The sequence below is a fragment of the Paenibacillus sp. p3-SID867 genome (assembly GCF_025142895.1).
GTDB lineage: Bacteria > Bacillota > Bacilli > Paenibacillales > Paenibacillaceae > Paenibacillus_AQ.
The window spans coordinates 31545-52234 of the sequence record NZ_JAMBDM010000010.1; the positions used below are offsets into that span (position 1 = coordinate 31545).

Sequence of the window (20690 nt, forward strand, 5' to 3'; positions counted from 1 at the left end):
GGATTAGGACAAGAACCGACGCCGAATGTCCGGCGTCGGGATCATGCATTCACTGGATTGCCCAAACCACCGGTAACGGTTCTTCGCTACCCAGCGGTACACCAGGTTCCGTAAGAACGGGGGAATCAGGATCAGAATATACGACAGCGGCCAAGGAAAGCGAAGACGCCGCGCAATCCGCAGAGCTCCCGTCGACCTTGTGTAATACCTCCCCTGTTCAATCAGCACCATCGTTTCCGTAGTATCTCCACGTAGCCCTCCCTGCCTCAACAGCTCCTGCCCAATCTCGGACTGCAGCGAAGCGAAACGAAAGGCACCAGCAGGATCTCTCTTGATAATGAACTGCGTCAGACCCTGGCACAAATGGCACACGCCATCAATCAGCACAATCGCATAGTCCTCATGATTATCGGTTGCACGATCCTTCATATATTTCCTGGCTCCCTTCAGGCCTAAAACAAGAAAAAACGCAGGAGCCCTCTCCTACGCTTGATCAAGTACGCTTATTGGTTTATTACTCAGCAGCTTTGTTCAGCCACTCGCCGTCTTTCATCTGCTGGTCGAATTCGTTCGAGAATTTCTCCATGCATTTGCATATGAAATCCTTACGACAAACCGGGCAAGGTACTTTCCCAAGTCGGCTAAGCGCAGTCAGTTTCCATTCCGGGAAGCGGTTATAGAATACGCGAATATCCGTTCCGTCAGCCGTGTGGATAATGAATTCGTAAAGCCCTTCTTTTTCATTGCTTCCAGCTGTGGTCACATTTGCAATCTGCGGTCTGTATGGCATGTTCATCACCCGTTTATTTTATTTAAATTCCCTATGACTGGTTTGTACTTTCTGGTACTTAGTCATATTAAAGAATTTTAGGGGTGATGTCAACCGAAGAACACATCCAGGATCGAGCCAAGCTGCCCCCTCTTTTTACCTTCTAATATATCCGGGTTGAACACTTCCACATATCCGCAGTTCGTACAGGAAACAAATAGGAAATGATTGTGCTGAATATCAAACATCTTGCTCAGCCCGGCCCCTGACATCGAGACCTCTTTCGTCTGGCAGTGATTCCCTCCGCATTTGCTGCATACAAACCGTTCCTCTATCATTTGTTCAATACTCATCTTAAGCGCCCCTTTCCAATTCATAGCTTTAACTGAAATACGGAGTATCATGTAAAAAGTTTCATATTCCGCATCGTAAGCCGACAAAAAAGGATGGCCCTCCATTTCAGAGGACCATCCGAATTCCTTTATGGTTAGCTTACGCTTAACTCCACGTCGATGTTGCCTCGGGTAGCCTTGGAATAAGGGCAGAACGCATGCGCCTTCTTCGCGAGGTCCTCCGCCTGGCTTCGTTCGATTCCCGGCATTTCGATCTTCAGCTTCACCGCAAGCTTAAAACCGTCAGCGCCATCGTCCTTTCCGATCATGACCTGAGAATGGATCACGACGTCCTTGAGCTCGATGCCCTCTTTTCGGGCGATATGAGCCAGGGCGCTTTCGTAACAGGCGCCATAGCCGGCCGCAAACAGCTGCTCCGGATTGGTTCCGTCACCGCCCGGTCCTCCAAGCTCCTTCGGCATGCTTAATTTGTGATTAAGAACCCCATCGGTAGATTCAACAGAGCCTTCACGCCCTCCAATGACTTTTACATCTGCTGTGTATAATGGTTTCATGCTCGTTCATCTCCTTCATGCCCTATTATGGTCTCTACATGTACTCTTTAAACTTGCAGCACAAATTGAAACGATAATTGGGCAAATTCGCATAAGAAACAGCATGTCCCAGCTTGCCAAGCAAACAAAAAAGCCGTTTATCAAAGGAAGAATTCCTCTTGATAAACAGCTTCTTCATAAAGTATGCGGTAGAGAGGACTCGAACCTCCACGGGTATACACCCACTACCCCCTCAAGATAGCGTGTCTGCCATTCCACCACTACCGCATGTTATAAGGGATGTTCTGTAGCGAACATTCCCTATTATACTGTTCCGTCACACAAAAGTAAAGATCCAAATTATGGGGGGGCGGTTAGACGCATGAGCAGCTAGGTCTTATCGTTTCGCTTTTCCTTCCGGTATGCTGAAAACTCGATATATTCCCGGATAAACTCCTTCTCATTCTCTGCCAATCCGGACATGAAGGGAAGATCGGATGATCCCGGGTCCACTTCATACTCCCCACGCGCTTCATTGACTCGGGTAGGGTTGCCCTTGCCAATAATCAACCAATCCAAGCTTACGGAAAAGAATGCAGCAATCTCAATCAATTTATTTGTACTCGGCGTTGTTTTCCCCCTCTTCCAATCACCAAAATTTCCTGTGCTGATCCCGAGGGTTTCACAAAACGCCTTCTTGGTCATACCTCGGCTTTCTATGAGATGTTCGATTCGTTGGTAAATAGACTGCATCAAACAACCGCCTTCCTAGTTCTCTTTGAAAGAAAATTACTTATGTACGTATTTTTATCTTGCAAAACCACTTATTTACGTGTATAATCAAATATATATTGCCTAAATTATACCATAGTACTCATGGATCGTTGTATCTTTTACTCATGAGTCTATTCCGTATGAGGAGCGAGTCATTTGCCCTACGATACCATGATCACATCCTGGAATAATGCGGTTCATTCCTTGAACAAAGGATTGATGATCATTACGCCGGATGGCATCATAGACAAAATTAACGATCCACTCATTACCATGGCCGGAAGATATGGTGTTTCCCCTGAGTTTGGATGGCAGGGGGCATCTTTTTTTAATCTCGCTTCCAAGTCCCTGAGTCTGGCTTCATTTGATCACTTTTTCCGTGAGTTGGATTTGCCCTCCGTAAGAGATGTTATGTTGGGGAAGCAATCTGATTATTCCTTTGAATATGCCGTACAATGGAACGGCCAAGAGAATTGGGTTTTATGTGAGGTACTGCCGCTGCTTATCAACAAGGACAGCCGTATTCACGGAGCTATGATATCATTTACGGATATTACGAAGTTCAAACGCAAGGAGCTGCTGCTGGAACAAGCGCTGGCTCACAGCTTTCCCCTTCCCGGGCATATTCCCATCTGCGCCGTATGCAAATACGTTCACCACGCGGAAGAGTGGGAGCCTGTGGAGAGCTATTTGGAGAGCCGCCTCCCCATTGAATTTACCCACGATATCTGTCCGGATTGCATTCGCAGATTATACCCAAAGTACTCTTCCATCCTTGATGATCCGGAAATACACGATTAACTCTCTGCCTATAAACAGCAACGCGGAATAAGCAGCTTCATGATCCGGCTTTATCCCTGGATATGAGGCTGCTTATTCATGCTTAAGGCATTTTTCTCATATTACGCGTTCACAAAACGAAGCAGAGGGCTTACCAGAGCAGGCAGCACCGAGACGTGGCCTTCTCCCTCAATTTCATGAAACGTAGTCTCCAGCACCTCATCATGCCCTTTGAGGAATGCATAGAGTTCCCTGGCGTCTTGAACCATGGACGGCTTCTCCTCAGCTCCAACGTACAGACGCAGCTCTTTACGCTGTCCGCTCTGTTGTAAACGGAGCTGCCCCTCTTCCCAGCGTTTGTACAGCACGTAGTTCTTCCACCATACGGAGGGACAAGCCGCAATATACCGCGAAAAGGCCTCCGGCCTGGTGAATAATGTATACAAGGTGAAAAAACCGCCGAGCGAGTGCCCGAACAGCGCCTGCTTCGAACGATTCACCGCGTATTGCCGCTCCACGGCCGGCTTCAGCTGAAACTCGATGAACGTAAGGAATGCTTCGACGCCGCCTGTTTCCGGCCAATCCAATCCGTTAGGGCGGACCGGCAATTCATGGTCATCAGCATATTCAGTAAAGTTGTAAAAACGCTCGCTGCTCACGATCGGACTGTCACTGTCAAAGCCGATTCCGACAATAAGCGCCGAGGGAATGCCGCGGGGGGTCCGGGATTGCAGTCGGATTGCCTCCGCAAGCGTTCCGAAGGTCGCATTGGCATCCAGCGAATATAATACAGGATAACCGCCTTCAGGTGGCGGTCCCATCGGTTCGGCAATGAAAATACGGTATTCGCGGCCCGTGGCGTCGGATTGCATGGACCATGTCACCGTTCCCGGTATGCAAAACAGAGGATCCTTTTCGAGGTAATTGCAGTTAGCTCGCACCATCTCGGATTCTTGGTCATATTCTTCCTTGACGAACAACCACCGCAGCGCATCCGGAAATCTTCTGGCCATAAAGATGGGATCATGGGTCCCATCAGGATCTACCGCCAGTTGGAGCCGCTCGGGGCTCACCCCTTGTTCGATCCAGAATCGATGGGCCTCGACGTTATTCGGATACATATGTTTCTGCGCATTGTTCTTATATGTGCCTTCCAATTGTCCAACGGACATATACACCCTCTGCCCGGTAGGCAATTCCCCTTGCTCCCTGATGTAATCCATAACCCCGTCATACCATAACGAAGCCGACAGCATTCCGATCCGGCCAAAGGTCTCAGGGCGCCAATACCCCGCGAACATCGAGATCATACCGCCAAAGGAACCACCAATGATGGCTGTATGTTCGGGCGCTGCGAGTGTGCGGTACTGTCTGTCTATGTACGCCTTGATGACATCCGCCACCTCATCGACATAAGTTCTGCCCTCCCCGCCGAAAGGCGGATTGCCCTCCAGCAGCGGCTCGGCCGGCCAAGGCGTGTACTCACGGTTCCGGTTTGTTGACGAAATCCCGACCAGGATGACCTCGACGAGTTGGCCTGCTACAAACAGATGGTTCAGATAGTTGAGACAGTCCGTGAACATATCTCCTTGATCCTGTACGTAGGCAACAGGATAAGAACGGTCCGACTCATGATAGGAAGGAGGCAAATACAGTGTGAGTTCCCTGTCCTCAACCACCAGCTGTTGATAACGATTCATGTGATCCTCCCGAAAGCTGCTTTTATTTTCGCATGCGAATTAATAGATAGATAAAATATGGAACCCCAATCACGGACACGACAATGCCAGCTGCCAGCTCGGCAGGAGCGAATATCGTTCTGCCGATGAAATCGCCTATGACCACAATCGCCATGCCTGCTATACCGCTGATCGGGATGATATGCCTGTGCCGCAGTCCAACCAGCTGCCTCGCCAGATGCGGAGCGATCAGACCGACAAACCCGATGCTGCCGGATACGGCAACACTCGCGCTGACCAAACCGATGCTGCATAGAAGCAATACATTTTTCTCGCGTTCAACGGTTACCCCGACGCTCTTCACGCTTTCCTCGCTCAGCTGGAACAAGTCGAGCACTTGAGAGCGGAGCCAAATGACAGGCGGCAGCAGGATGAGCCAAGGAAGCATCGTGACCACGAACTTCCAGTTAGCACTGTGAAGACTACCGGCCAGCCAAGCTACGGCCATCTCATAATCCGATGGATTCATTTTGAGCGAGAGGAACATCGTAATAGCACCAAAACCCGATGCAATCGCAATCCCCACAAGAATTAGCCGCTGCGGATCCAGCTTTCCGTTTTCTCTGGCGAACATAAATATGGCCGTAGTTGCCGCCAAACCGCCAGCGATACCGAACATCGGCATCATCATAACCCCGAGCCACCCGGTCATCGTGATCTGCCCCTGCAGCAGGAACATAAACAACACAACCGCCATGCCTGCACCTGCATTGATGCCGAGAATGCCCGGATCCGCAAGTCCGTTGCGGGTAACTCCCTGGATAACTGCACCGGCCATACCCAGTGCAAACCCGACGAGAGCGCCAAGCACAATACGAGGCAGCCTGAACTCGAACACAACGAGATCGAAATCCGAATTGGGATTCATCCGGAGCAAAGTTTGAAATACTTCCTTGATGGACATATCAAACGTCCCGTTGGTGAGACTGAAATATACGGCAGTCAGTACAACCAAGACTCCCCCAGTCAGAACCATCGGGAATCGGTAATAGGTGTTACGCACGCTGAGCCCCTCCCCTCGTCTTGATCAAATAGAGGAAGAAAGGAACCCCGATCAACGAAGTTATAACACCCACCGGCGTCTCAAACGGATAATTTACAAACCGTGCGAGAATATCACATAATGCAAGAAACATGCCGCCAAGCACGCCCGACACCGGTATGATCCATCGATAATCCGAGCCGGACAGAAAACGGGCAATATGAGGAATAATCAAACCTACAAAGGCAACCTTACCCGCCAGGGCTACAGATACGCCGGTCAGAATCACAACAGCCACCATCGCAAGGGCTTTAATCAGCCATGTATTCACACCGAGCCCCTTGGCCGTCTCGTCCCCGAGCGACAGCAGCGTGATCGATTTGGATAATACAACGGCAAGACACAAACCAACGATTGCAAACGGAATGCTCAGTTTGATCAGCTCCGGGTCCATGGCATGCAGCCGGGCGTTGTACCAGAAGCTGATATTTTGTGATATCTGAAAATAGGCCGCCAATGCCTCTGCGGTACCGCTAAGAAACGTCCCGATTACGGTTCCGAGAATAGCCAGTCGTACCGGGCTGAGTCCGCCAGGAATAAGCCATGCCAAGCCGAACACCACGGCCGCTCCGATGGCTGAGCCGATCAACGAGCTGACGATATACATATTGGAGCTGGCGTTCGGGATAAATACCATGAACAGTGTCACCGCGAAGACCGAACCATCAGATACCCCCATGATGGATGGGGACGCCAAATAGTTCCTTGTCATTCCTTGCATTAAAGCGCCTGATACCGCGAGAAAAGCGCCGATAAGCATGGCGCCGACAACTCTCGGCAATCGGGAGCTCACAATAATCTGATGATCGATGCTCTCCGAATCAAAAGCAAAGATGGAATACCAAACGGTATCCATCGTAATATTTTTGGCTCCATACAGGATGGAGGCCGCTATGAGCAAGAAACAGACTGCCGGGGCCATCACAAGGATGACAGCCGGCAGTGATTTTTTGAACCTCATGAACAACACGCCTTATAGGTTTATACTGAAATGTTGGATGTTACTTTGTCAGGCTTTCGACTGCAGCTTTCAGAAACTCGATTTTGCTGTACGCGGTTCCGCCTTGAGCCAGTGGATCCACCACGTTGACAAAAGCGGTCCCGTTCTTGAATGCATTCAAGTTCTTCATGATCGGATCATTCTGAAGTTCTTCCAAAGCATTCGGCGTATCCTTATTCTCATCTGGCGAGAATTGGACAAATACGTAATCCGGATTCATCTCTGCAATCTTCTCTTTCGAGATCAGTTCCTGTGCTTTGGCTGCCGCTACTTCAGCCGGTACTTCAAGCCCCAAATCCTCATACAATACCGGGTTAAAAAACACGCCTGCCGGATAGATGTACATCTCGCCCGCACGAATCCGAAGCGCCAGAACTTTCTTGTCCTTCAGGCTATCTCCAATCGTCGCTTTGACTTCTTCCAAGCTCTCTTTATATTTCGCGATTGCCTGTTCCGCTTGTTCCTGTTTGCCGCTTAACTCGCCGAGCAATTTCAGGTTGCTCTCCCAGTTGGTCGATATATGGGAGTACGGAATCGTGGGAGCGATTTTATTTAACTGCTCAATGACTTCAGGCTTGGCTTTGGACGATGCCAAAATCACATCCGGCTTCAAAGACAGGATCGTTTCGAAATTCGGCTCCATTTTCTCGCCAACCGACTGGGCGTTCTTCGTAATCGATTCAAACATCGGCGGGAATTTACCCGAGAAGCTAATGGCCCCAACCGGGTTTACTTCCAGCACAATGGCATCCTCCATGGCTTCAACGGCACCGGTGATAACGATGCGCTCCGTCTTGGCCGGAAGCGTATATTCCTGATCTAGGTATTTCACAACTTTAGTATCGGACGATGCTGGAGCCGCTTCTTCTTTCGCAGCGTTATCCTCCCCGGCTGTGTTCGCGCTCTCTGCTGCATTATTCGCGCTAGCTCCGTCTGTATCTTTAGCCTCGCTGCCTCCACCGCAGGCGGACAGTACCAACGCAAATACCAGCAATAACCCCAAGACCCATTTCATTCGTTTCATCTCTCTCCAATTACCCCTTCCATGATCTATGATCACTCAACAATTGATAATGATTATCATTATTGATCATAGTAAAGGATTTGCTCTCTTAGTACCATGGACAAATCACCGGATTCCTCATGGACAATTTCCGGAAAACAACCGAAAGGCTTCCTCCGCCATCTGCTCCATCGCAATGGGAGAGTACTCGCGCCAAGGGTAAGAGGATAGTTGGTGCAACGTTCCGTCTCGCACCGCAGGAATGGTCATCCACTCCGGCGTTGCCTGCAGTTTTCTCCAATTGGCCAGCGTTTCGGAATCCTGACGGATCAAGAGCAGCATATGGTCTGCCCGGCTCTCCTTGATCTGCTCAATCGTTAAACGTCCAGCCTCCTCCCAGTCCACAGACTTAGCCGGCTGAAAATTAAAATAATCAAATAATAGTTCCTTCATGCCCGGATGACTGTAAGCCATCAATTCATCCTGATGCAGGCGTGCGGTCAAAAGCGTGCGTTCTTCCATCATTTCAGCGGGGAGCTTCCCACGGTAAGTCGATATTTTATGATGAAACGTATCGATCCACTGCTCTGCTTCGGGCAGCTTGTTCAGCAATTTAGCGAGCCCTAACAGATTAAACTGCCACCCTCCCTGCTCTTCCGGCATTTCGTAGAGGGGGGCAATCAGCCGAAGCTGCTCCTTCTCCCAATCTTCCACCCCCTGTGCACAAACGATGAGCTCCGGACGTGCCGAGGCCAGCTTCTCCAGATTCGCATATTTATTATGATTCTGGCGGTATGCATCCAGATGAACGGGGATATCCGGCCCAAGCATGTTATAGTAATGCTGTGACCACTTCGGATGAAGCGGAGCCGCATACGGCGTGAAATCCAGCGGCATGGCGTAACCCAGGAGGGCCGTCGAGCCGTACATCGCCAGTTTATTTTTCCTTGTTTTTATATACACCGAGGGGGATATCCCGAATGTCTTCTTAAACTTGCGGCTAAAATAAAATTCATCCTTATACCCCACCATATGCGCCACTTCACGCAGCAAAGAATCCGAGCCCAGCATCAACTGCTTCGCCTTGTTCAAACGAACATGCGCCAAATAATCCATCGCGCTGTGCCCATACGTCTTCTTATATACTTCAACAAAATATTTGGGACTCAGCTCCGAAAGGCTCGCCAATTGTTCAATCGTTAAATCTTCATCATAATGTTCCTCGATATACTCCTTCACCCGCTCCAGCGCTTGCCGCTTATCATTCTTGGAGTAAGGGCTGCATTCGGCAATCATCGTATATAGCAGCTCTTGAAAATCCAGCTGAACCCTCCACTGCTTCATGGGCTCCTTGCTGTGAAAATCCTTATACATCGACCGGCAGACGAGATTCAAGCGGTCCGGAGAGCTGATGACAAAGATGCCGTCATAGGGCATGAAAGCGACGGAATCCACCTCATGCAATCGACCGCAGCCTGATATCCCTTCCATGAAACTATAATGAAGGATCGCGACCGAGGCCTGCTCGTGTTCGTCTGAACTCTTGTGATCGACACTCGTAATTCCGAAAGTAGTCCCCGCTGCACAACAATAAACACATCCCTTATTCATACGGGTGATTTGCTCTGCCTGTTGTAAACAGGTTTCTCCGCTCAGCGGGATAATCAGGGCTGGCTGCACTGCCAACTGCTGCTCCAGGGAGAGCTCTTGCCCATGAACAATATCCATATTCCATAAACGGGCCGTGAGCCCGCTGTATTCACGCGAATCTTTTTTGCTACTGCTATTCGTCGACAGGTTTAACATATGTACAGACCCCAACCTTAAATGAGAATGGTTATCATTATCATACTATTATCACACACCGTCCCAAAAGTCCAGCACGATCTTCTCTTGTCCACCTTGCCGTATGAGACGTTAGACAAAAAGAAAGCAGCCACGCGCTCCCTGTCAGGGAGACGTAGCTGCTGCTTTTCAAATATGGTCTCAAATGCGCCGGATTGTCATTAGTTCCCCCGCTGGCGCTGTCTTGCTCTTGCCTCGCCGCCTTTGCGGCCCGCTTCTTCACGGCTCATCTTGCCGTCCCCGTTGCTGCCGCTGCCGCTTCTGGCTTCGCCGCCCTGCTGTCCAATCTCTTGATAGAACTCACGTCCGTGGGATTCCGAGGTAGCCTCGCCGCCTTTGCGTCCGATATCCTCATAGAATTCCCTGCCATGGGACTCGGAAGTCGCTTCCCCGCCCTTCTGGCCGATTTCCTGATAAAACTCCTTATCATGGGAGTTTGACGTGGAGTCTCCTCCCTTTTTACCGATGTCCTGATAAAACTCTTTGTCATGGGAACGGGAAGTTGCTTCGCCGCCCTTCCGTCCGATTTCTTGGTAGAACTCTTTGTCATGGTTGTTCGCAGTTGCTTCTCCACCTAAACGTCCTGCTTCTTCACGGCTCATCTTTCCATTGTTGTTATTAGCCATTCTGAATCACTCCTTATAGGTAATTTGAAGTTGTTGCTCGTCCACGTTATGATATTAAACTCCTGACCAGAGATGAAACACTTGTTGTGCATAAATGTGCAATGGAAATCGATCAACACCGTGATGAATCCTATGTAAACCTTGATATAAGAAAAAAACTATCGACGTACATTCATAAGAAGACAGAACTCGTTAGATGTTATTTTCTTGCATATCAGGTAGGCCATGCTTCGAAGTTTATACATTTGAGATCTTAAGCGCAAAAAAAGCCCCGCACAAGGTGCGGAGCTTTTTCTTCATGTTCATATGCGGTAGAGAGGACTCGAACCTCCACGGGTATACACCCACTACCCCCTCAAGATAGCGTGTCTGCCATTCCACCACTACCGCATAATATAAGGAGTACATCGTTTCGTTGCTTTGTAAAAAAAATGGTGAGCCATGAAGGGCTCGAACCTTCGACACCCTGATTAAAAGTCAGGTGCTCTACCAACTGAGCTAATGGCTCTCGATGACAATCGTGCTGCTGCCATATAAGAAAGTTATATAGAAAGTGGTGACCCGTAGGGGATACTCTCTCTTCGTTCGAGACTGCGAAGCTTATCCTAACGATGGTTATGCTCCGACGAACCGACGGGGTTCTCATCCCGAGGTTATATAGAAAGTGGTGACCCGTAGGGGATACTCTCTCTTCGTTCGAGACTGCGAAGCTTATCCTAACGATGATTATGCTCCGACGAACCGACGGGGTTCTCATCCCGAGGTTATATAGAAAGTGGTGACCCGTAGGGGATACTCTCTCTTCGTTCGAGACTGCGAAGCCTATCCTAACGCTGATTATGCTCCGACGAACCGACGGGGTTCTCATCCCGAGGTTATATAGAAAGTGGTGACCCGTAGGGGATTCGAACCCCTGTTACCTCCGTGAAAGGGAGGTGTCTTAACCCCTTGACCAACGGGCCACTTTAACCACGTCGCCGTGACGACAAGATTGAGTATAGCATAATTTCAAAAATGCTGGCAAGCTTTTTTTTCGTAAATTTTAAAATTTATTTTTGGAGCTTTTTCGGCCAATAAATCAGCCTAAAAAGTCCGGTGTTAACTTCTCTTCTTGAACGCTATTTCCTTCGCGCTCCACATGGTATGCATGTGCATTTTCCCTTGAGCTTACGATTCGATCCAACCGTCCGTCCATGAAATGCAATGCAACCCCATCATCAGCAGCATATCCTGCTTGTGCTTCACCTTGAAGCACGAGTTTATGATAGGCAGGTCTTCTTTTGCTCTCACCATCATAATGCGGGCAATGACTGCCTTGTAATATACCCAAACCCTCAAGCTTGTACAAAGGCCCGTTCAACGGGTCCGTCACCCCTTGCTCAAACCAACAAATGGAACCAGCGCTTAACCCGGTTAAGATGACACCCTGTTCATACGCCTCTTTGAGTATCTGATCCAAGCCCCATTCCTTCCACAAGACCAGCATATTCCGGGTATTGCCCCCGCCAACATAAATGATATCCTTCTCGAGTACAAAAGACCGAAGATCGGCAAAGTTCGGCTGAAACAGCGATAGATGACTGGGAATACACGGCAGTGTCCGGAAAGCATGATAGAAACGTTCAACATAACCATCCGCATCCCCGCTTGCCGTCGGAACAAAACACACTTCAGGCAATTCTTTCGATACTTGTGCCAAAACATAGCGATCAAGCAGCAGATTATCCGGTTCCATCGAAAAACCGCCGCCACCCATTGCAATGATCTGCTTCATTGAGCTCTCTTCCCCCATTCACGCTCAACGAAAGAGAGAGGGTACTCTCCCTTCGGTCGAGACTGCGAAGTATTCCTAACGCTGCTTAGGCTCCGACGAACCCTATCCAGGGTTCTCATCCCTATGCAAAAAAAACTCCCGATCACTTGGTGGTGGGAGCTTTCTTCGATGTAACGCTCAACGAAAGAGAGAGGGATACTCTCCCTTCGGTCGAGACTGCGAAGTATTCCTAACGCTGCTTATGCTCCGACGAACCCTATCCAGGGTTCTCATCCCTATGCAAAAAAAAGCTCCCGATCACTTGGTGATGGGAGCTTTCTTCGATGTAACGCTCAACGGAGAGAGAGGGATTCGAACCCTCGCACCGCTTACGCAGTCTAACCCCTTAGCAGAGGGTCCCCTTATAGCCACTTGGGTATCTCTCCATATGGCTCCCCGAACAGGACTCGAACCTGTGACAACTCGATTAACAGTCGAGTGCTCTACCAACTGAGCTATCAGGGAACATTAAGTTGGATATAAATAATTTATCATGACTTTATAGGGGAGTCAAGCTTCAGGAGTGTAAGGCGTCCGCTGCACTTTCCGCACCGATACCGGGCGGGATTCATTTTCCGTTTACGCAGATATTCGGTTCCGCAGACGCTGCAGCGTAGTTTATATCGGTATGGTTCCGGTTGACGCCGGCCCGCGGCCTTGCCCTTCGGCAAGGATTTGCAGAAACGGCTCCCTCCAACGGCTTGCAGCAGGTTTTTGAAATCAGCGTCCCGATGCCGGTATCCCCTGCCCGCGATATGCAGATGATAGTGGCACAGCTCATGCTTGATGATCTTCTCCACCTCTTCCTTACCGTTCGTAGCAAGCTGATGCGGATTGATCTCGATGTTATGGCTTTTCATGAAATAACGGCCGCCTGTTGAAGACAATCGCCGGTTAAACGTAGCCTGATGCCTGAACGGAACCCGGAAGCTTTCCAGCGAGATTTTCTCAACCCATGCCTGCAGTTCTTCGTTACTCATCTCGTTGATCGTCACAATGTCTGATCCTTCCTTTTGCCTTATAAATGCTACTTGAATTTTAACTTCTCTCTGGGCTACACTGTCAAGTAGAAAGTATGGAGGGAGAACCTGCAATCATGTCGAACATGCGCTACGTTATTTTAAAAGGACAGGACGAGCTGTTATTTGTCGAAATGCCCAGTGACTATGCTTACCAGCTCAGTGCTTTAAATTTACGCCTCAATAAGGAAATCGATAAACTCACCGCCGCAGGCAAACCTCAGCTGCCTCTTGCTGTAGCCGAATGCGACAATCTGGATCTGCTTCAGGAATCGCTGAGCATTCAAGGTGGTCTGGAATACATAAATGAGCTTGAGCAGGCCTTTGCTTCCCTTAAGGAAACGGAATATCCGCTCATCTCATTGCTTACCGAAATTCGTGCTCTCCAAGCGCAGCTTGAGCAATGGTACGAGGAAGAAGCGTTATAATCGAGGTAGACCTGCACGCTTTGGGCTTTTTCCCCATATGCTATCCATACAGATGGAATTAGCAAGAGGAGGAGATACCCTTGCCGCAATGGCTCTGCAATCAATTGACACGCGCTTTTCGCAAAAAGGACAGACGTCAGATCAAGCTGTTGAACGAATGCTGGTACTTTTACCGGAATTCCCCGGGCGAAGAAAACTCGAATGCCCGTTAGTGCACTGCAACCGATCCATAGGTATGACAATAAGCCGGACGCCCTGTCCGGCTTATTTTTGCATTTATTATGATGGCTGAATGGACGAATGTTATACTTATAGATCGCTGCGTTTAGCTGGCCAGGAGCCCTGAAGCTTCCGGAGAAAAACAATTTGTCCCGTATGATACGCATCATGCATGATTAAGCTAAGTATTCGCTGCGGCGATTCGATGATCTCCGCCTCCGTCATCTCTTCCATCTTCTGTCGTAAAGCGGCATGAACATCCTGAAGCTGCTCCCGGGCCGTATTCCATGCCCCCTCACTTGTGTCATGAATGAGAAACGTCTCGTCATTGCCGATTCCTTCATTAGGAAGCGGCGTTCCTTCCAATCTCGCGAGCAGACGCTGCTTGTAATACAGCAAATGCTGCACGTTCTCCCAAATGGAATTTGCCGCCTGCCCTTGCGGTTTCCACAAAGCCTGATCAACAGTTACGTCCTTCAGGGCAGGAAGAATCGGCGGATACCAATCCTCCTGCCCCATCGCATAATCCCAGTTTTGAAGCAGCAGTTCCTTCATGTTCATAAACATCGCCTCCGCATTAAATTTGTAACCAGCATAAATTAAATAGAATGTTACATAAAAAATAACACACTTCGGATTCCATTACAAGTAACTAGCAACATTAATATTTACTTGTTACAATATGAGATGAGAAAGGATGAGTTTCATGTTATGGGATGATTTTATAAACAGTGAATGGCATGACTGGAGAGGCAGCGGCCGATCCGAGGACCGGCTTGCCCGAGAGGATTGGCTCACCGATTTCATGAACCAATATCAGCTTCAAGTCAGCCTGCCCCTGACCCCGGATGAGCTGGGGCAGTTGAGGGAGCTTCGTTCCTTCCTGTTAACGTGTGTTCAACACATCGTCGCGGGGGAGTCACCCTCTCCCATGGAGATAGAGCAATTAAACCGCTGGATGGCTGCTGGACCCGTTATTCGTCATCTGGAGATCGATGAGGAACAAAATTTGGCGCTGTCCTATATCCTCCAAAATCCTGGCCTGCAAGCAGCGGCTGCCGAGATTGCCGGCTCCTTTGCGCAAGCCACCCAGCAAGGCGAGTTATCCCGGTTCCGCATCTGCACGAATCCCGATTGCCTCTGGGTATATTACGACGACACGCGTAATCGTTCCAAACGGTACTGCGACGATAAAATGTGCGGCAATCTGATGAAAGTCAGACGATTCCGGGCGAAGAAAAAGCAGCAATCTTCGAACAGCGAGGACTAAGCCGAATGCTTATGCTGCGCGCAGTATACCTCCACATCCATTTTAAAGAAACTGAGGTGAGTAATCATGAGCATCAAAAGGGTGACTCAAGCAGAATTGCCTTGGGTCAATCAACATTACGAGCAGATCGGCTTTCAGCCAAGTTCACTGGACAATGAAATCATTGCCATCGTCATGTCGCAAGACGACTACGCAGGAGTCGGTCGATTGGTTAGACTTAATGAACACGAGGCAGAGCTCGGCGGTATTTATATTCTGGACAAGTTTAGAGGCCAGTCCCTCGCGCACGAAGTCGTCTCGTTTCTGGTGGAAGAATCAAAGAGACTAGGTTTAAAGACGGTTTACTGCATTCCGTTTGAGGAGCTGCAGCATTTCTATAAGAAGTTTGGTTTTCATGAAATCGATGTAAATGCTCCCGCAGTCGAACCCAAAATTTCAGCAAAATATTACTGGTGTCTCGAAAGATACGATAAAAAAGTACTGCTGCTAAAGCTGAACCATGGCTAAGCCTACCGTGAGGACATGCCCCATTAGCTATTGCTCCAGATCAAGAATGATACAAAAAAGAGCCGTTCTCCCCAAAGGGAACTGCGTCTCCAAATGTTAGGTGATCTCTAACAACTGGGGTACAGTTCAAGGAGTTACGGCTCTTTTTCTTTTTTACACAGCAGTTCCTATGACTGATCTTTCGGCTTACGCATCGTCAATCCGACACGGCCTTTCTTCAAATCTACATTCAGCACCCACACGGTAACGTTATCCCCCACAGAGACAACATCCATCGGGTGTTTGACAAATCCATCGCTTAGCTGGGAAATATGCACCAGTCCGTCGCTCTTGATGCCGATATCCACAAAGGCGCCAAAATCGATGACATTGCGTACCGTTCCCTGCAGCTCCATTCCCGGCATGAGATCCTCGATTTTCAGTACGTCCTGACGGAAAATCGGCAGCGGCAATTCCTCCCGCGGATCGCGTCCCGGGCGCTGCAAGCTGTCCAGTATATCGCGCAGCGTCGGCACGCCAACCTCCAGCTTCACGGCAAGGTTCTCCGGCTGCTGGGCATCCAGCAGTTCAGCGAGTTCCTTGCTTCCAAGCTTGTCCAGACTTACCTGAAGCTCTTTGAACAAACGGTCAACCACCGCATAGGATTCCGGGTGAATCGGGGTACGATCCAATATGTTCTCGCCTTCCGAAATCCGCATAAAGCCCACGCACTGCTCATAGGTCTTGGCACCGAGACGCGGAACCTTCTGCAGCTGCTTCCGGCTGACAAACTTCCCATTCTCTTCCCGGTATTTCACGATATTTTTGGCAATCGTGGCATTGATGCCGGCCACATAGGATAGTAGTGACGGCGAAGCCGTATTCACATCCACCCCGACATGGTTAACCGCAGACTCCACGACGGCCTTCAGGCTCTCCTCCAGATGCTTCTGGGTTACGTCATGCTGATATTGGCCCACGCCGATCGATTTCGGATCGATCTTAACCAGCTCGGCCAACGGGTCCTGCACACGGCGGGCAATCGAGGCCGCGCTGCGCTCGGCGACATCCAGGTCCGGGAATTCTTCCTGCGCCAGCTTCGAGGCCGAGTATACGCTTGCTCCCGCTTCATTGACGATGAGGTAGGCCAGCTCAGGGTCAGCAAGTTCCGCAATGACTTCTTCGGCGACGAACTGTTCCGTTTCACGGGATGCCGTACCGTTTCCAATGACAATCAGCTTGATGCCGTATTTGGCAATCAGCTCCTTAAACTTCGCCGCGGCCTCCTGCTTCTTGTTGGCCGGCGGCGTCGGATAGGTTACGGCCACCTCAAGCAGCTTGCCCGTATCATCGACCACCGCAAGCTTACAACCGGTACGGTAAGCCGGGTCAACACCCAGCACACAGCGTCCCTTCACCGGCGGCTGCAGCAGCAGGCTGCGCAGGTTCCCGGCAAAGATGGAGATCGCCTGGTTCTCCCCTTTTTCCGTCAGCTCTCCGCGGACTTCCCGTTCAATCGATGGAGCAATAAGGCGCTTGTATGAATCCTCGATGACCGCCGTAAGAATGTCCGTGACGGCTGATGGACCTTTAAGCACCTGCTTGCCGATGTACGCGTGAATGGATTCGGAAGGAACATCCAGCCCTACCTTCAGAATATTCTCGCGCTCTCCCCGGTTAATGGCCAAAATCCGGTGCGGCGGCATTTTCTTCGCCAATTCCCGGTAATCGTAATAGTTCTCGTATACGGATTCCACTTCGGTATCCTTCGCCTCTGAGGTCAATATGCCGTGGTCCAGGCTGTATCTGCGAACCCAGGAACGAATAGTTGCGTCATCGGCAATGTTTTCAGCCAGTATATCCATCGCGCCTTGCACGGCCTCTTCTGCCGAAGCCACACCCTTCTCCTCATCCACATACTTGGCTGCCTCAACCATCACATCAGCCTGCTTCGGCTGCGACCATATCCACTCCGACAGCGGCTCAAGCCCTTTTTCCTTGGCAACGCTTGCCCGGGTTTTACGCTTTTGCTTATACGGACGGTAGAGATCTTCTACCTCCTGCAGCTTAACGGCGGCCGTAATCGATGCCTTCAGATCTTCCGTCAGCTTGCCTTGCTCCTCTATGATGCGGATGACTTCCCGCTTACGGATCTCCAAATTGCGCAGATAGCCAGTCCGCTCTTCAATATCACGTAATTGGTTCTCATCCAGTTCGCCTGTCATTTCTTTACGGTAACGCGCAATAAACGGTATGGTATTGCCCTCATCCAGAAGTTCAACGGTCGTGCGCACCTGTTTTTCGGACAATTGAAGCTCCTTCGCGATCTGCTTCACGATCCGTTTCGATTCTTCCTTGCGAATCTGTTCCTCATTTACTTCCACAACAGCTTCTAATTCAGACAATGATATCCCTCTTTCTTCAATGAAACTATATTTGCTATTATCCCAAACTTAAGCGCTCATTTCCACTACATCGCTCACTTCATAAGGCTTTAAGCTGCTTTTAATGTCAATTTCATCTGATTTTAAGATTAAATTTATATTCTTAGTGTACGAAAATGCTGCTGCCGGATATCCGCACCTCATTACAATTAGGGGGTCACCTAAGATGAATGACAAACATGCGATTGCCTGGTCCGTTGTCTGCCTTTTGTTTATCGTTGCGGCGGTTACAACGGCCTACATCCTCATACCTACAAACGCGTAAACCGCTACTCTCTTAGTTCATGCATCCATTGCCGTGTCCTTCGAACATACCCTCCATATAAAAACCCTCAAGGATTTAGTCCTTGAGGGTTTTTAGTCATAACATTCTATGTGGAAAACGTTAGCGCTTGAATGGAATCAAAAATCAATCAAGCCCAGACTTATTTGCAGGGAATCATCCACCTTACTCATCATTTCATCATCAAGATGGGTGATTTTGTCGGTTAGCCGCTGCTTATCAATCGTCCGGATCTGCTCTAGCAAAATGACGGAATCCCGGTCAAATCCATGCGACGCCGCGTCGATTTCGACGTGAGTCGGCAGCTTGGCTTTTTGAATCTGTGCCGTAATGGCTGCAACAATCACAGTCGGACTAAACCGGTTGCCGATATCGTTCTGAATGACAAGGACTGGCCTTACGCCGCCCTGCTCAGAACCGACAACAGGTGATAAATCCGCAAAAAATACGTCGCCCCGTTTAACGATCACTGTCTACACCCCGCTTACTAAGCGGTCTAGAGTGTTGTCTGCATCTTCCTCCGCGTGAAACGCCTCAGAAGCCATGGTCAGGTTAATTTTGGCCATTTCCATATAACCCCGCTGCATGGATTCACGAATGTAACGTTTCTTCCGTTCATTCAGGTACAACTTCATGGCTTGCCTAATAAGCTCACTGCGGTTGGAATTTTCCAGCTGAGCGATCCCGTCCACTTCCTGCAAAAGATGATCCGGTAAACTGATCATGATTCGTTTGGTGTTCTGCATATTGGCCACCCTCTATTACACCCCCACAACCTTCTCGCCCTGTGCACCAGTATTACATTATTCAAGGAAAATTATACAAAAGAATATATATGCCGAAGGTATATCAAGTATGCTGCATATCATTATAAACTACAATCGACACTTTCGTACAGACTTAAACGACATATTCCTAATTCGGGAAGGTCTGTACTTATTCCTTCTTTCCTGAATAAATTACTTATGGTGACTTGACTTTTTAAAGGTTGCTCCAGAGTGCATTCACGGTCTTCACGGGTATATCATTGCGTATATACTGACGTGGTACCCGATGGGCAATCATGCAGACGACCTCGTAGTGGATCGTCCCCAGCTTGGACGCCAGCTCATCTGCCGTGATGCATTCGTCAGACTGCTGACCGATGAGTACAACCTCTTCACCAGCTTTAATTTGTTCCGCCTCATCGGCGAAAGGTTTGAGCGATACCATACATTGGTCCATACAGATGGTTCCGACAACAGGGACGCGGCGGCCGCGTATCAGCACTTCCACTTTACCGCTCAGCATACGAGAGAAGCCATCGGCGTAACCGATGGGGAGGGTTCCAATTTGCTCTTCCTCCTCCGTTACATACTTCGTCCCGTAGCTGATACCGGAATGCGGAGGTAAATTTTTGACGTAGACAAGCTTTGTCTTTAACGTCATGACAGGGCGGAGGCTGACTGTCTTTCGATTCACCTCATCCGAAGGATACAGTCCGTACAAGCTGATGCCGACACGAACCATATCATAGGATAATTCGGGTGTATCAATTGCAGCAGCGCTGTTGCCCGTATGTATGAGCGGGATATGGTAGTCCTTATCCCGAAGAGCGTCCGCTACGCCCTGAAAACGGCGGTACTGTCCCAATGTATAGTCTTTGTTCTTTTCATCCGCTCTTGCAAAATGGGTAAACATTCCTTCGACAACAACCTGCGGCAGTGAAAATACTTCTTCTATAAAAGAAATTGCATCTTCGCCTGGAAGCAGGCCCAAACGACCCATTCCGCTGTCAATCTTGATGTGTACCTTGAGTGGCTTCTCCGGCTGGACCGGCAGTGCCTTAATCGCTTGGAGCACTTCCGAACTGAACAGGGTTATGGTTACATCATGCTCATAAGCGATCTCTACAGCCTCCGGTGGTGTATAACCGAGCACCAGGATCGGGCTGGAGATGCCTCCTTGCCGAAGCTCGAGCGCTTCATCCAGGAAAGCTACGCTTAAGTAAGCCGCCCCCAATTGCTGAAGTTCGCGTGCCACTTCTACAGCTCCGTGACCATAGGCGTTAGCCTTCACACAAGCAAGCAATTTCATGTGGCTTGGCAGCGCCTCACGAAAAGCGTTATAGTTGGCGCGCAGATGGTCCAGGTTGATCTCCGCCAGGGTAGGTCGATATATCGCTTGCAATTCCAGTCACCTTCTTACCATTTTGAAAAAAGCATTATGCTTTACATTAGATTAATGGTAATGTTCCCGGGGGCAACTGTCAATTGAGGCAAATT

General features: G+C 49.4%; 23 protein-coding genes and 6 tRNA genes. 5 read left to right on the forward strand and 24 right to left on the reverse strand.

Features of this window, described 5'->3' with window-relative positions; all coding sequences use genetic code 11:
* Nucleotides 1–3: 3 nt before the first annotated feature.
* From M4D81_RS20465 to M4D81_RS20490, 6 genes are all read right to left on the reverse strand, one after another.
* Nucleotides 4–429: a thiol-disulfide oxidoreductase DCC family protein gene (locus tag M4D81_RS20465; RefSeq protein WP_260067895.1), complete on the reverse strand. Its 426-nt coding sequence runs from the start codon at nucleotides 427–429 to the stop codon at nucleotides 4–6.
* Nucleotides 430–514: 85 nt separating this feature from the next.
* Nucleotides 515–790 carry a hypothetical protein gene (locus M4D81_RS20470; RefSeq protein ID WP_076324660.1) on the reverse strand — a complete coding sequence of 92 codons (276 nt, stop codon included), beginning with the start codon at nucleotides 788–790 and terminating at the stop codon, nucleotides 515–517.
* A gap of 89 nt (nucleotides 791–879) precedes the next feature.
* On the reverse strand, nucleotides 880–1122 hold the full coding sequence (locus M4D81_RS20475) for a zinc ribbon domain-containing protein (RefSeq protein WP_071222731.1): 243 nt from the start codon (nucleotides 1120–1122) through the stop codon (nucleotides 880–882).
* 134 nt (nucleotides 1123–1256) lie between these two features.
* Nucleotides 1257–1676 (reverse strand): organic hydroperoxide resistance protein, encoded by a 420-nt coding sequence (locus M4D81_RS20480; protein WP_220683988.1) that lies wholly within the window; start codon nucleotides 1674–1676, stop codon nucleotides 1257–1259.
* A 184-nt stretch (nucleotides 1677–1860) separates the two neighbouring features.
* Nucleotides 1861–1943 (reverse strand) — tRNA-Leu (locus tag M4D81_RS20485).
* Nucleotides 1944–2045: 102 nt separating this feature from the next.
* Complete coding sequence (locus M4D81_RS20490) at nucleotides 2046–2408, reverse strand: helix-turn-helix domain-containing protein (RefSeq protein ID WP_260067896.1); 363 nt, start codon at nucleotides 2406–2408, stop codon at nucleotides 2046–2048.
* A 177-nt stretch (nucleotides 2409–2585) separates the two neighbouring features.
* Here M4D81_RS20490 and M4D81_RS20495 point away from each other — a divergent pair, with 177 nt between their 5' ends.
* Nucleotides 2586–3230 (forward strand): PAS domain-containing protein, encoded by a 645-nt coding sequence (locus tag M4D81_RS20495; protein ID WP_260067897.1) that lies wholly within the window; start codon nucleotides 2586–2588, stop codon nucleotides 3228–3230.
* Nucleotides 3231–3331: 101 nt separating this feature from the next.
* On the opposite strand, the gene M4D81_RS20500 is transcribed toward M4D81_RS20495, so the two are convergent.
* The 13 genes from M4D81_RS20500 to M4D81_RS20560 form a co-directional block, all read right to left on the reverse strand.
* Nucleotides 3332–4909, reverse strand: coding sequence for an alpha/beta hydrolase (locus M4D81_RS20500; RefSeq protein WP_260067898.1), 1578 nt, complete (start codon nucleotides 4907–4909; stop codon nucleotides 3332–3334).
* A gap of 22 nt (nucleotides 4910–4931) precedes the next feature.
* Nucleotides 4932–5924: a FecCD family ABC transporter permease gene (locus tag M4D81_RS20505; protein ID WP_260068025.1), complete on the reverse strand. Its 993-nt coding sequence runs from the start codon at nucleotides 5922–5924 to the stop codon at nucleotides 4932–4934.
* Between the two features lie 19 nt (nucleotides 5925–5943).
* Complete coding sequence (locus M4D81_RS20510) at nucleotides 5944–6951, reverse strand: FecCD family ABC transporter permease (RefSeq protein ID WP_260067899.1); 1008 nt, start codon at nucleotides 6949–6951, stop codon at nucleotides 5944–5946.
* 40 nt (nucleotides 6952–6991) lie between these two features.
* Nucleotides 6992–8014 carry an ABC transporter substrate-binding protein gene (locus M4D81_RS20515; protein ID WP_260067900.1) on the reverse strand — a complete coding sequence of 341 codons (1023 nt, stop codon included), beginning with the start codon at nucleotides 8012–8014 and terminating at the stop codon, nucleotides 6992–6994.
* 117 nt (nucleotides 8015–8131) lie between these two features.
* Nucleotides 8132–9799, reverse strand: a complete 1668-nt coding sequence (locus M4D81_RS20520; RefSeq protein ID WP_260067901.1) for an AraC family transcriptional regulator — start codon at nucleotides 9797–9799, stop codon at nucleotides 8132–8134.
* Nucleotides 9800–9999: 200 nt separating this feature from the next.
* Entirely contained in the window at nucleotides 10000–10464 is a 465-nt protein-coding gene (locus M4D81_RS20525) for a KGG domain-containing protein (protein WP_260067902.1), read from the reverse strand.
* Between the two features lie 307 nt (nucleotides 10465–10771).
* A tRNA-Leu gene (locus M4D81_RS20530) sits at nucleotides 10772–10854 on the reverse strand.
* A gap of 42 nt (nucleotides 10855–10896) precedes the next feature.
* Nucleotides 10897–10972 (reverse strand) — tRNA-Lys (locus M4D81_RS20535).
* A gap of 379 nt (nucleotides 10973–11351) precedes the next feature.
* A tRNA-Glu gene (locus tag M4D81_RS20540) sits at nucleotides 11352–11426 on the reverse strand.
* 116 nt (nucleotides 11427–11542) lie between these two features.
* Entirely contained in the window at nucleotides 11543–12238 is a 696-nt protein-coding gene (locus M4D81_RS20545) for a Type 1 glutamine amidotransferase-like domain-containing protein (RefSeq protein WP_260067903.1), read from the reverse strand.
* A gap of 336 nt (nucleotides 12239–12574) precedes the next feature.
* Nucleotides 12575–12663 (reverse strand) — tRNA-Ser (locus M4D81_RS20550).
* A gap of 3 nt (nucleotides 12664–12666) precedes the next feature.
* Nucleotides 12667–12742, reverse strand: a tRNA-Asn gene (locus tag M4D81_RS20555).
* A 26-nt stretch (nucleotides 12743–12768) separates the two neighbouring features.
* Nucleotides 12769–13257: a SprT family protein gene (locus tag M4D81_RS20560; RefSeq protein ID WP_260068026.1), complete on the reverse strand. Its 489-nt coding sequence runs from the start codon at nucleotides 13255–13257 to the stop codon at nucleotides 12769–12771.
* 116 nt (nucleotides 13258–13373) lie between these two features.
* Between M4D81_RS20560 and M4D81_RS20565 the strand changes: the two genes are divergently transcribed.
* Nucleotides 13374–13724 (forward strand): hydrolase/acyltransferase, encoded by a 351-nt coding sequence (locus tag M4D81_RS20565; RefSeq protein ID WP_260067904.1) that lies wholly within the window; start codon nucleotides 13374–13376, stop codon nucleotides 13722–13724.
* An 80-nt stretch (nucleotides 13725–13804) separates the two neighbouring features.
* On the forward strand, nucleotides 13805–13936 hold the full coding sequence (gene cmpA / locus M4D81_RS20570) for a cortex morphogenetic protein CmpA (RefSeq protein ID WP_015737250.1): 132 nt from the start codon (nucleotides 13805–13807) through the stop codon (nucleotides 13934–13936).
* Between the two features lie 97 nt (nucleotides 13937–14033).
* Here the strand turns inward: cmpA and M4D81_RS20575 are convergent, their stop codons facing one another.
* Nucleotides 14034–14504, reverse strand: coding sequence for a DinB family protein (locus tag M4D81_RS20575; RefSeq protein ID WP_260067905.1), 471 nt, complete (start codon nucleotides 14502–14504; stop codon nucleotides 14034–14036).
* A gap of 145 nt (nucleotides 14505–14649) precedes the next feature.
* On the opposite strand from M4D81_RS20575, the gene M4D81_RS20580 reads away from it, so the two are divergent.
* Complete coding sequence (locus M4D81_RS20580) at nucleotides 14650–15213, forward strand: CGNR zinc finger domain-containing protein (RefSeq protein ID WP_260067906.1); 564 nt, start codon at nucleotides 14650–14652, stop codon at nucleotides 15211–15213.
* A 66-nt stretch (nucleotides 15214–15279) separates the two neighbouring features.
* Complete coding sequence (locus M4D81_RS20585) at nucleotides 15280–15720, forward strand: GNAT family N-acetyltransferase (RefSeq protein ID WP_260067907.1); 441 nt, start codon at nucleotides 15280–15282, stop codon at nucleotides 15718–15720.
* 167 nt (nucleotides 15721–15887) lie between these two features.
* Here M4D81_RS20585 and M4D81_RS20590 read toward each other — a convergent pair whose 3' ends face one another.
* From M4D81_RS20590 to alr, 4 genes are all read right to left on the reverse strand, one after another.
* Complete coding sequence (locus tag M4D81_RS20590; protein WP_071222572.1) at nucleotides 15888–18104, reverse strand: Tex family protein; 2217 nt, start codon at nucleotides 18102–18104, stop codon at nucleotides 15888–15890.
* Between the two features lie 441 nt (nucleotides 18105–18545).
* On the reverse strand, nucleotides 18546–18896 hold the full coding sequence (locus M4D81_RS20595; RefSeq protein ID WP_006212388.1) for a type II toxin-antitoxin system PemK/MazF family toxin: 351 nt from the start codon (nucleotides 18894–18896) through the stop codon (nucleotides 18546–18548).
* A gap of 3 nt (nucleotides 18897–18899) precedes the next feature.
* Entirely contained in the window at nucleotides 18900–19181 is a 282-nt protein-coding gene (locus M4D81_RS20600; protein ID WP_028406492.1) for a CopG family ribbon-helix-helix protein, read from the reverse strand.
* 226 nt (nucleotides 19182–19407) lie between these two features.
* Nucleotides 19408–20595, reverse strand: a complete 1188-nt coding sequence (gene alr / locus M4D81_RS20605) for an alanine racemase (RefSeq protein ID WP_071222571.1) — start codon at nucleotides 20593–20595, stop codon at nucleotides 19408–19410.
* Nucleotides 20596–20690 lie beyond the last annotated feature (95 nt).

What these genes read in the sequence shown, in the direction of transcription:
- M4D81_RS20565 (WP_260067904.1), top strand. Translation starts at nt 13,374, where the DNA reads ATGTCGAACATGCGCTACGTTATTTTAAAAGGACAGGACGAGCTGTTA.
- M4D81_RS20505 (WP_260068025.1), bottom strand. Translation starts at nt 5,924, where the DNA reads ATGGTTCTGACTGGGGGAGTCTTGGTTGTACTGACTGCCGTATATTTC.
- M4D81_RS20515 (WP_260067900.1), bottom strand. Translation starts at nt 8,014, where the DNA reads ATGAAACGAATGAAATGGGTCTTGGGGTTATTGCTGGTATTTGCGTTG.
- M4D81_RS20575 (WP_260067905.1), bottom strand. Translation starts at nt 14,504, where the DNA reads ATGAACATGAAGGAACTGCTGCTTCAAAACTGGGATTATGCGATGGGG.
- M4D81_RS20480 (WP_220683988.1), bottom strand. Translation starts at nt 1,676, where the DNA reads ATGAAACCATTATACACAGCAGATGTAAAAGTCATTGGAGGGCGTGAA.
- M4D81_RS20490 (WP_260067896.1), bottom strand. Translation starts at nt 2,408, where the DNA reads ATGCAGTCTATTTACCAACGAATCGAACATCTCATAGAAAGCCGAGGT.
- M4D81_RS20585 (WP_260067907.1), top strand. Translation starts at nt 15,280, where the DNA reads ATGAGCATCAAAAGGGTGACTCAAGCAGAATTGCCTTGGGTCAATCAA.
- M4D81_RS20510 (WP_260067899.1), bottom strand. Translation starts at nt 6,951, where the DNA reads ATGAGGTTCAAAAAATCACTGCCGGCTGTCATCCTTGTGATGGCCCCG.
- M4D81_RS20465 (WP_260067895.1), bottom strand. Translation starts at nt 429, where the DNA reads ATGAAGGATCGTGCAACCGATAATCATGAGGACTATGCGATTGTGCTG.
- M4D81_RS20520 (WP_260067901.1), bottom strand. Translation starts at nt 9,799, where the DNA reads ATGTTAAACCTGTCGACGAATAGCAGTAGCAAAAAAGATTCGCGTGAA.
- M4D81_RS20545 (WP_260067903.1), bottom strand. Translation starts at nt 12,238, where the DNA reads ATGAAGCAGATCATTGCAATGGGTGGCGGCGGTTTTTCGATGGAACCG.
- M4D81_RS20560 (WP_260068026.1), bottom strand. Translation starts at nt 13,257, where the DNA reads ATGAGTAACGAAGAACTGCAGGCATGGGTTGAGAAAATCTCGCTGGAA.
- M4D81_RS20525 (WP_260067902.1), bottom strand. Translation starts at nt 10,464, where the DNA reads ATGGCTAATAACAACAATGGAAAGATGAGCCGTGAAGAAGCAGGACGT.
- M4D81_RS20475 (WP_071222731.1), bottom strand. Translation starts at nt 1,122, where the DNA reads ATGAGTATTGAACAAATGATAGAGGAACGGTTTGTATGCAGCAAATGC.
- M4D81_RS20580 (WP_260067906.1), top strand. Translation starts at nt 14,650, where the DNA reads ATGTTATGGGATGATTTTATAAACAGTGAATGGCATGACTGGAGAGGC.
- M4D81_RS20470 (WP_076324660.1), bottom strand. Translation starts at nt 790, where the DNA reads ATGCCATACAGACCGCAGATTGCAAATGTGACCACAGCTGGAAGCAAT.
- M4D81_RS20500 (WP_260067898.1), bottom strand. Translation starts at nt 4,909, where the DNA reads ATGAATCGTTATCAACAGCTGGTGGTTGAGGACAGGGAACTCACACTG.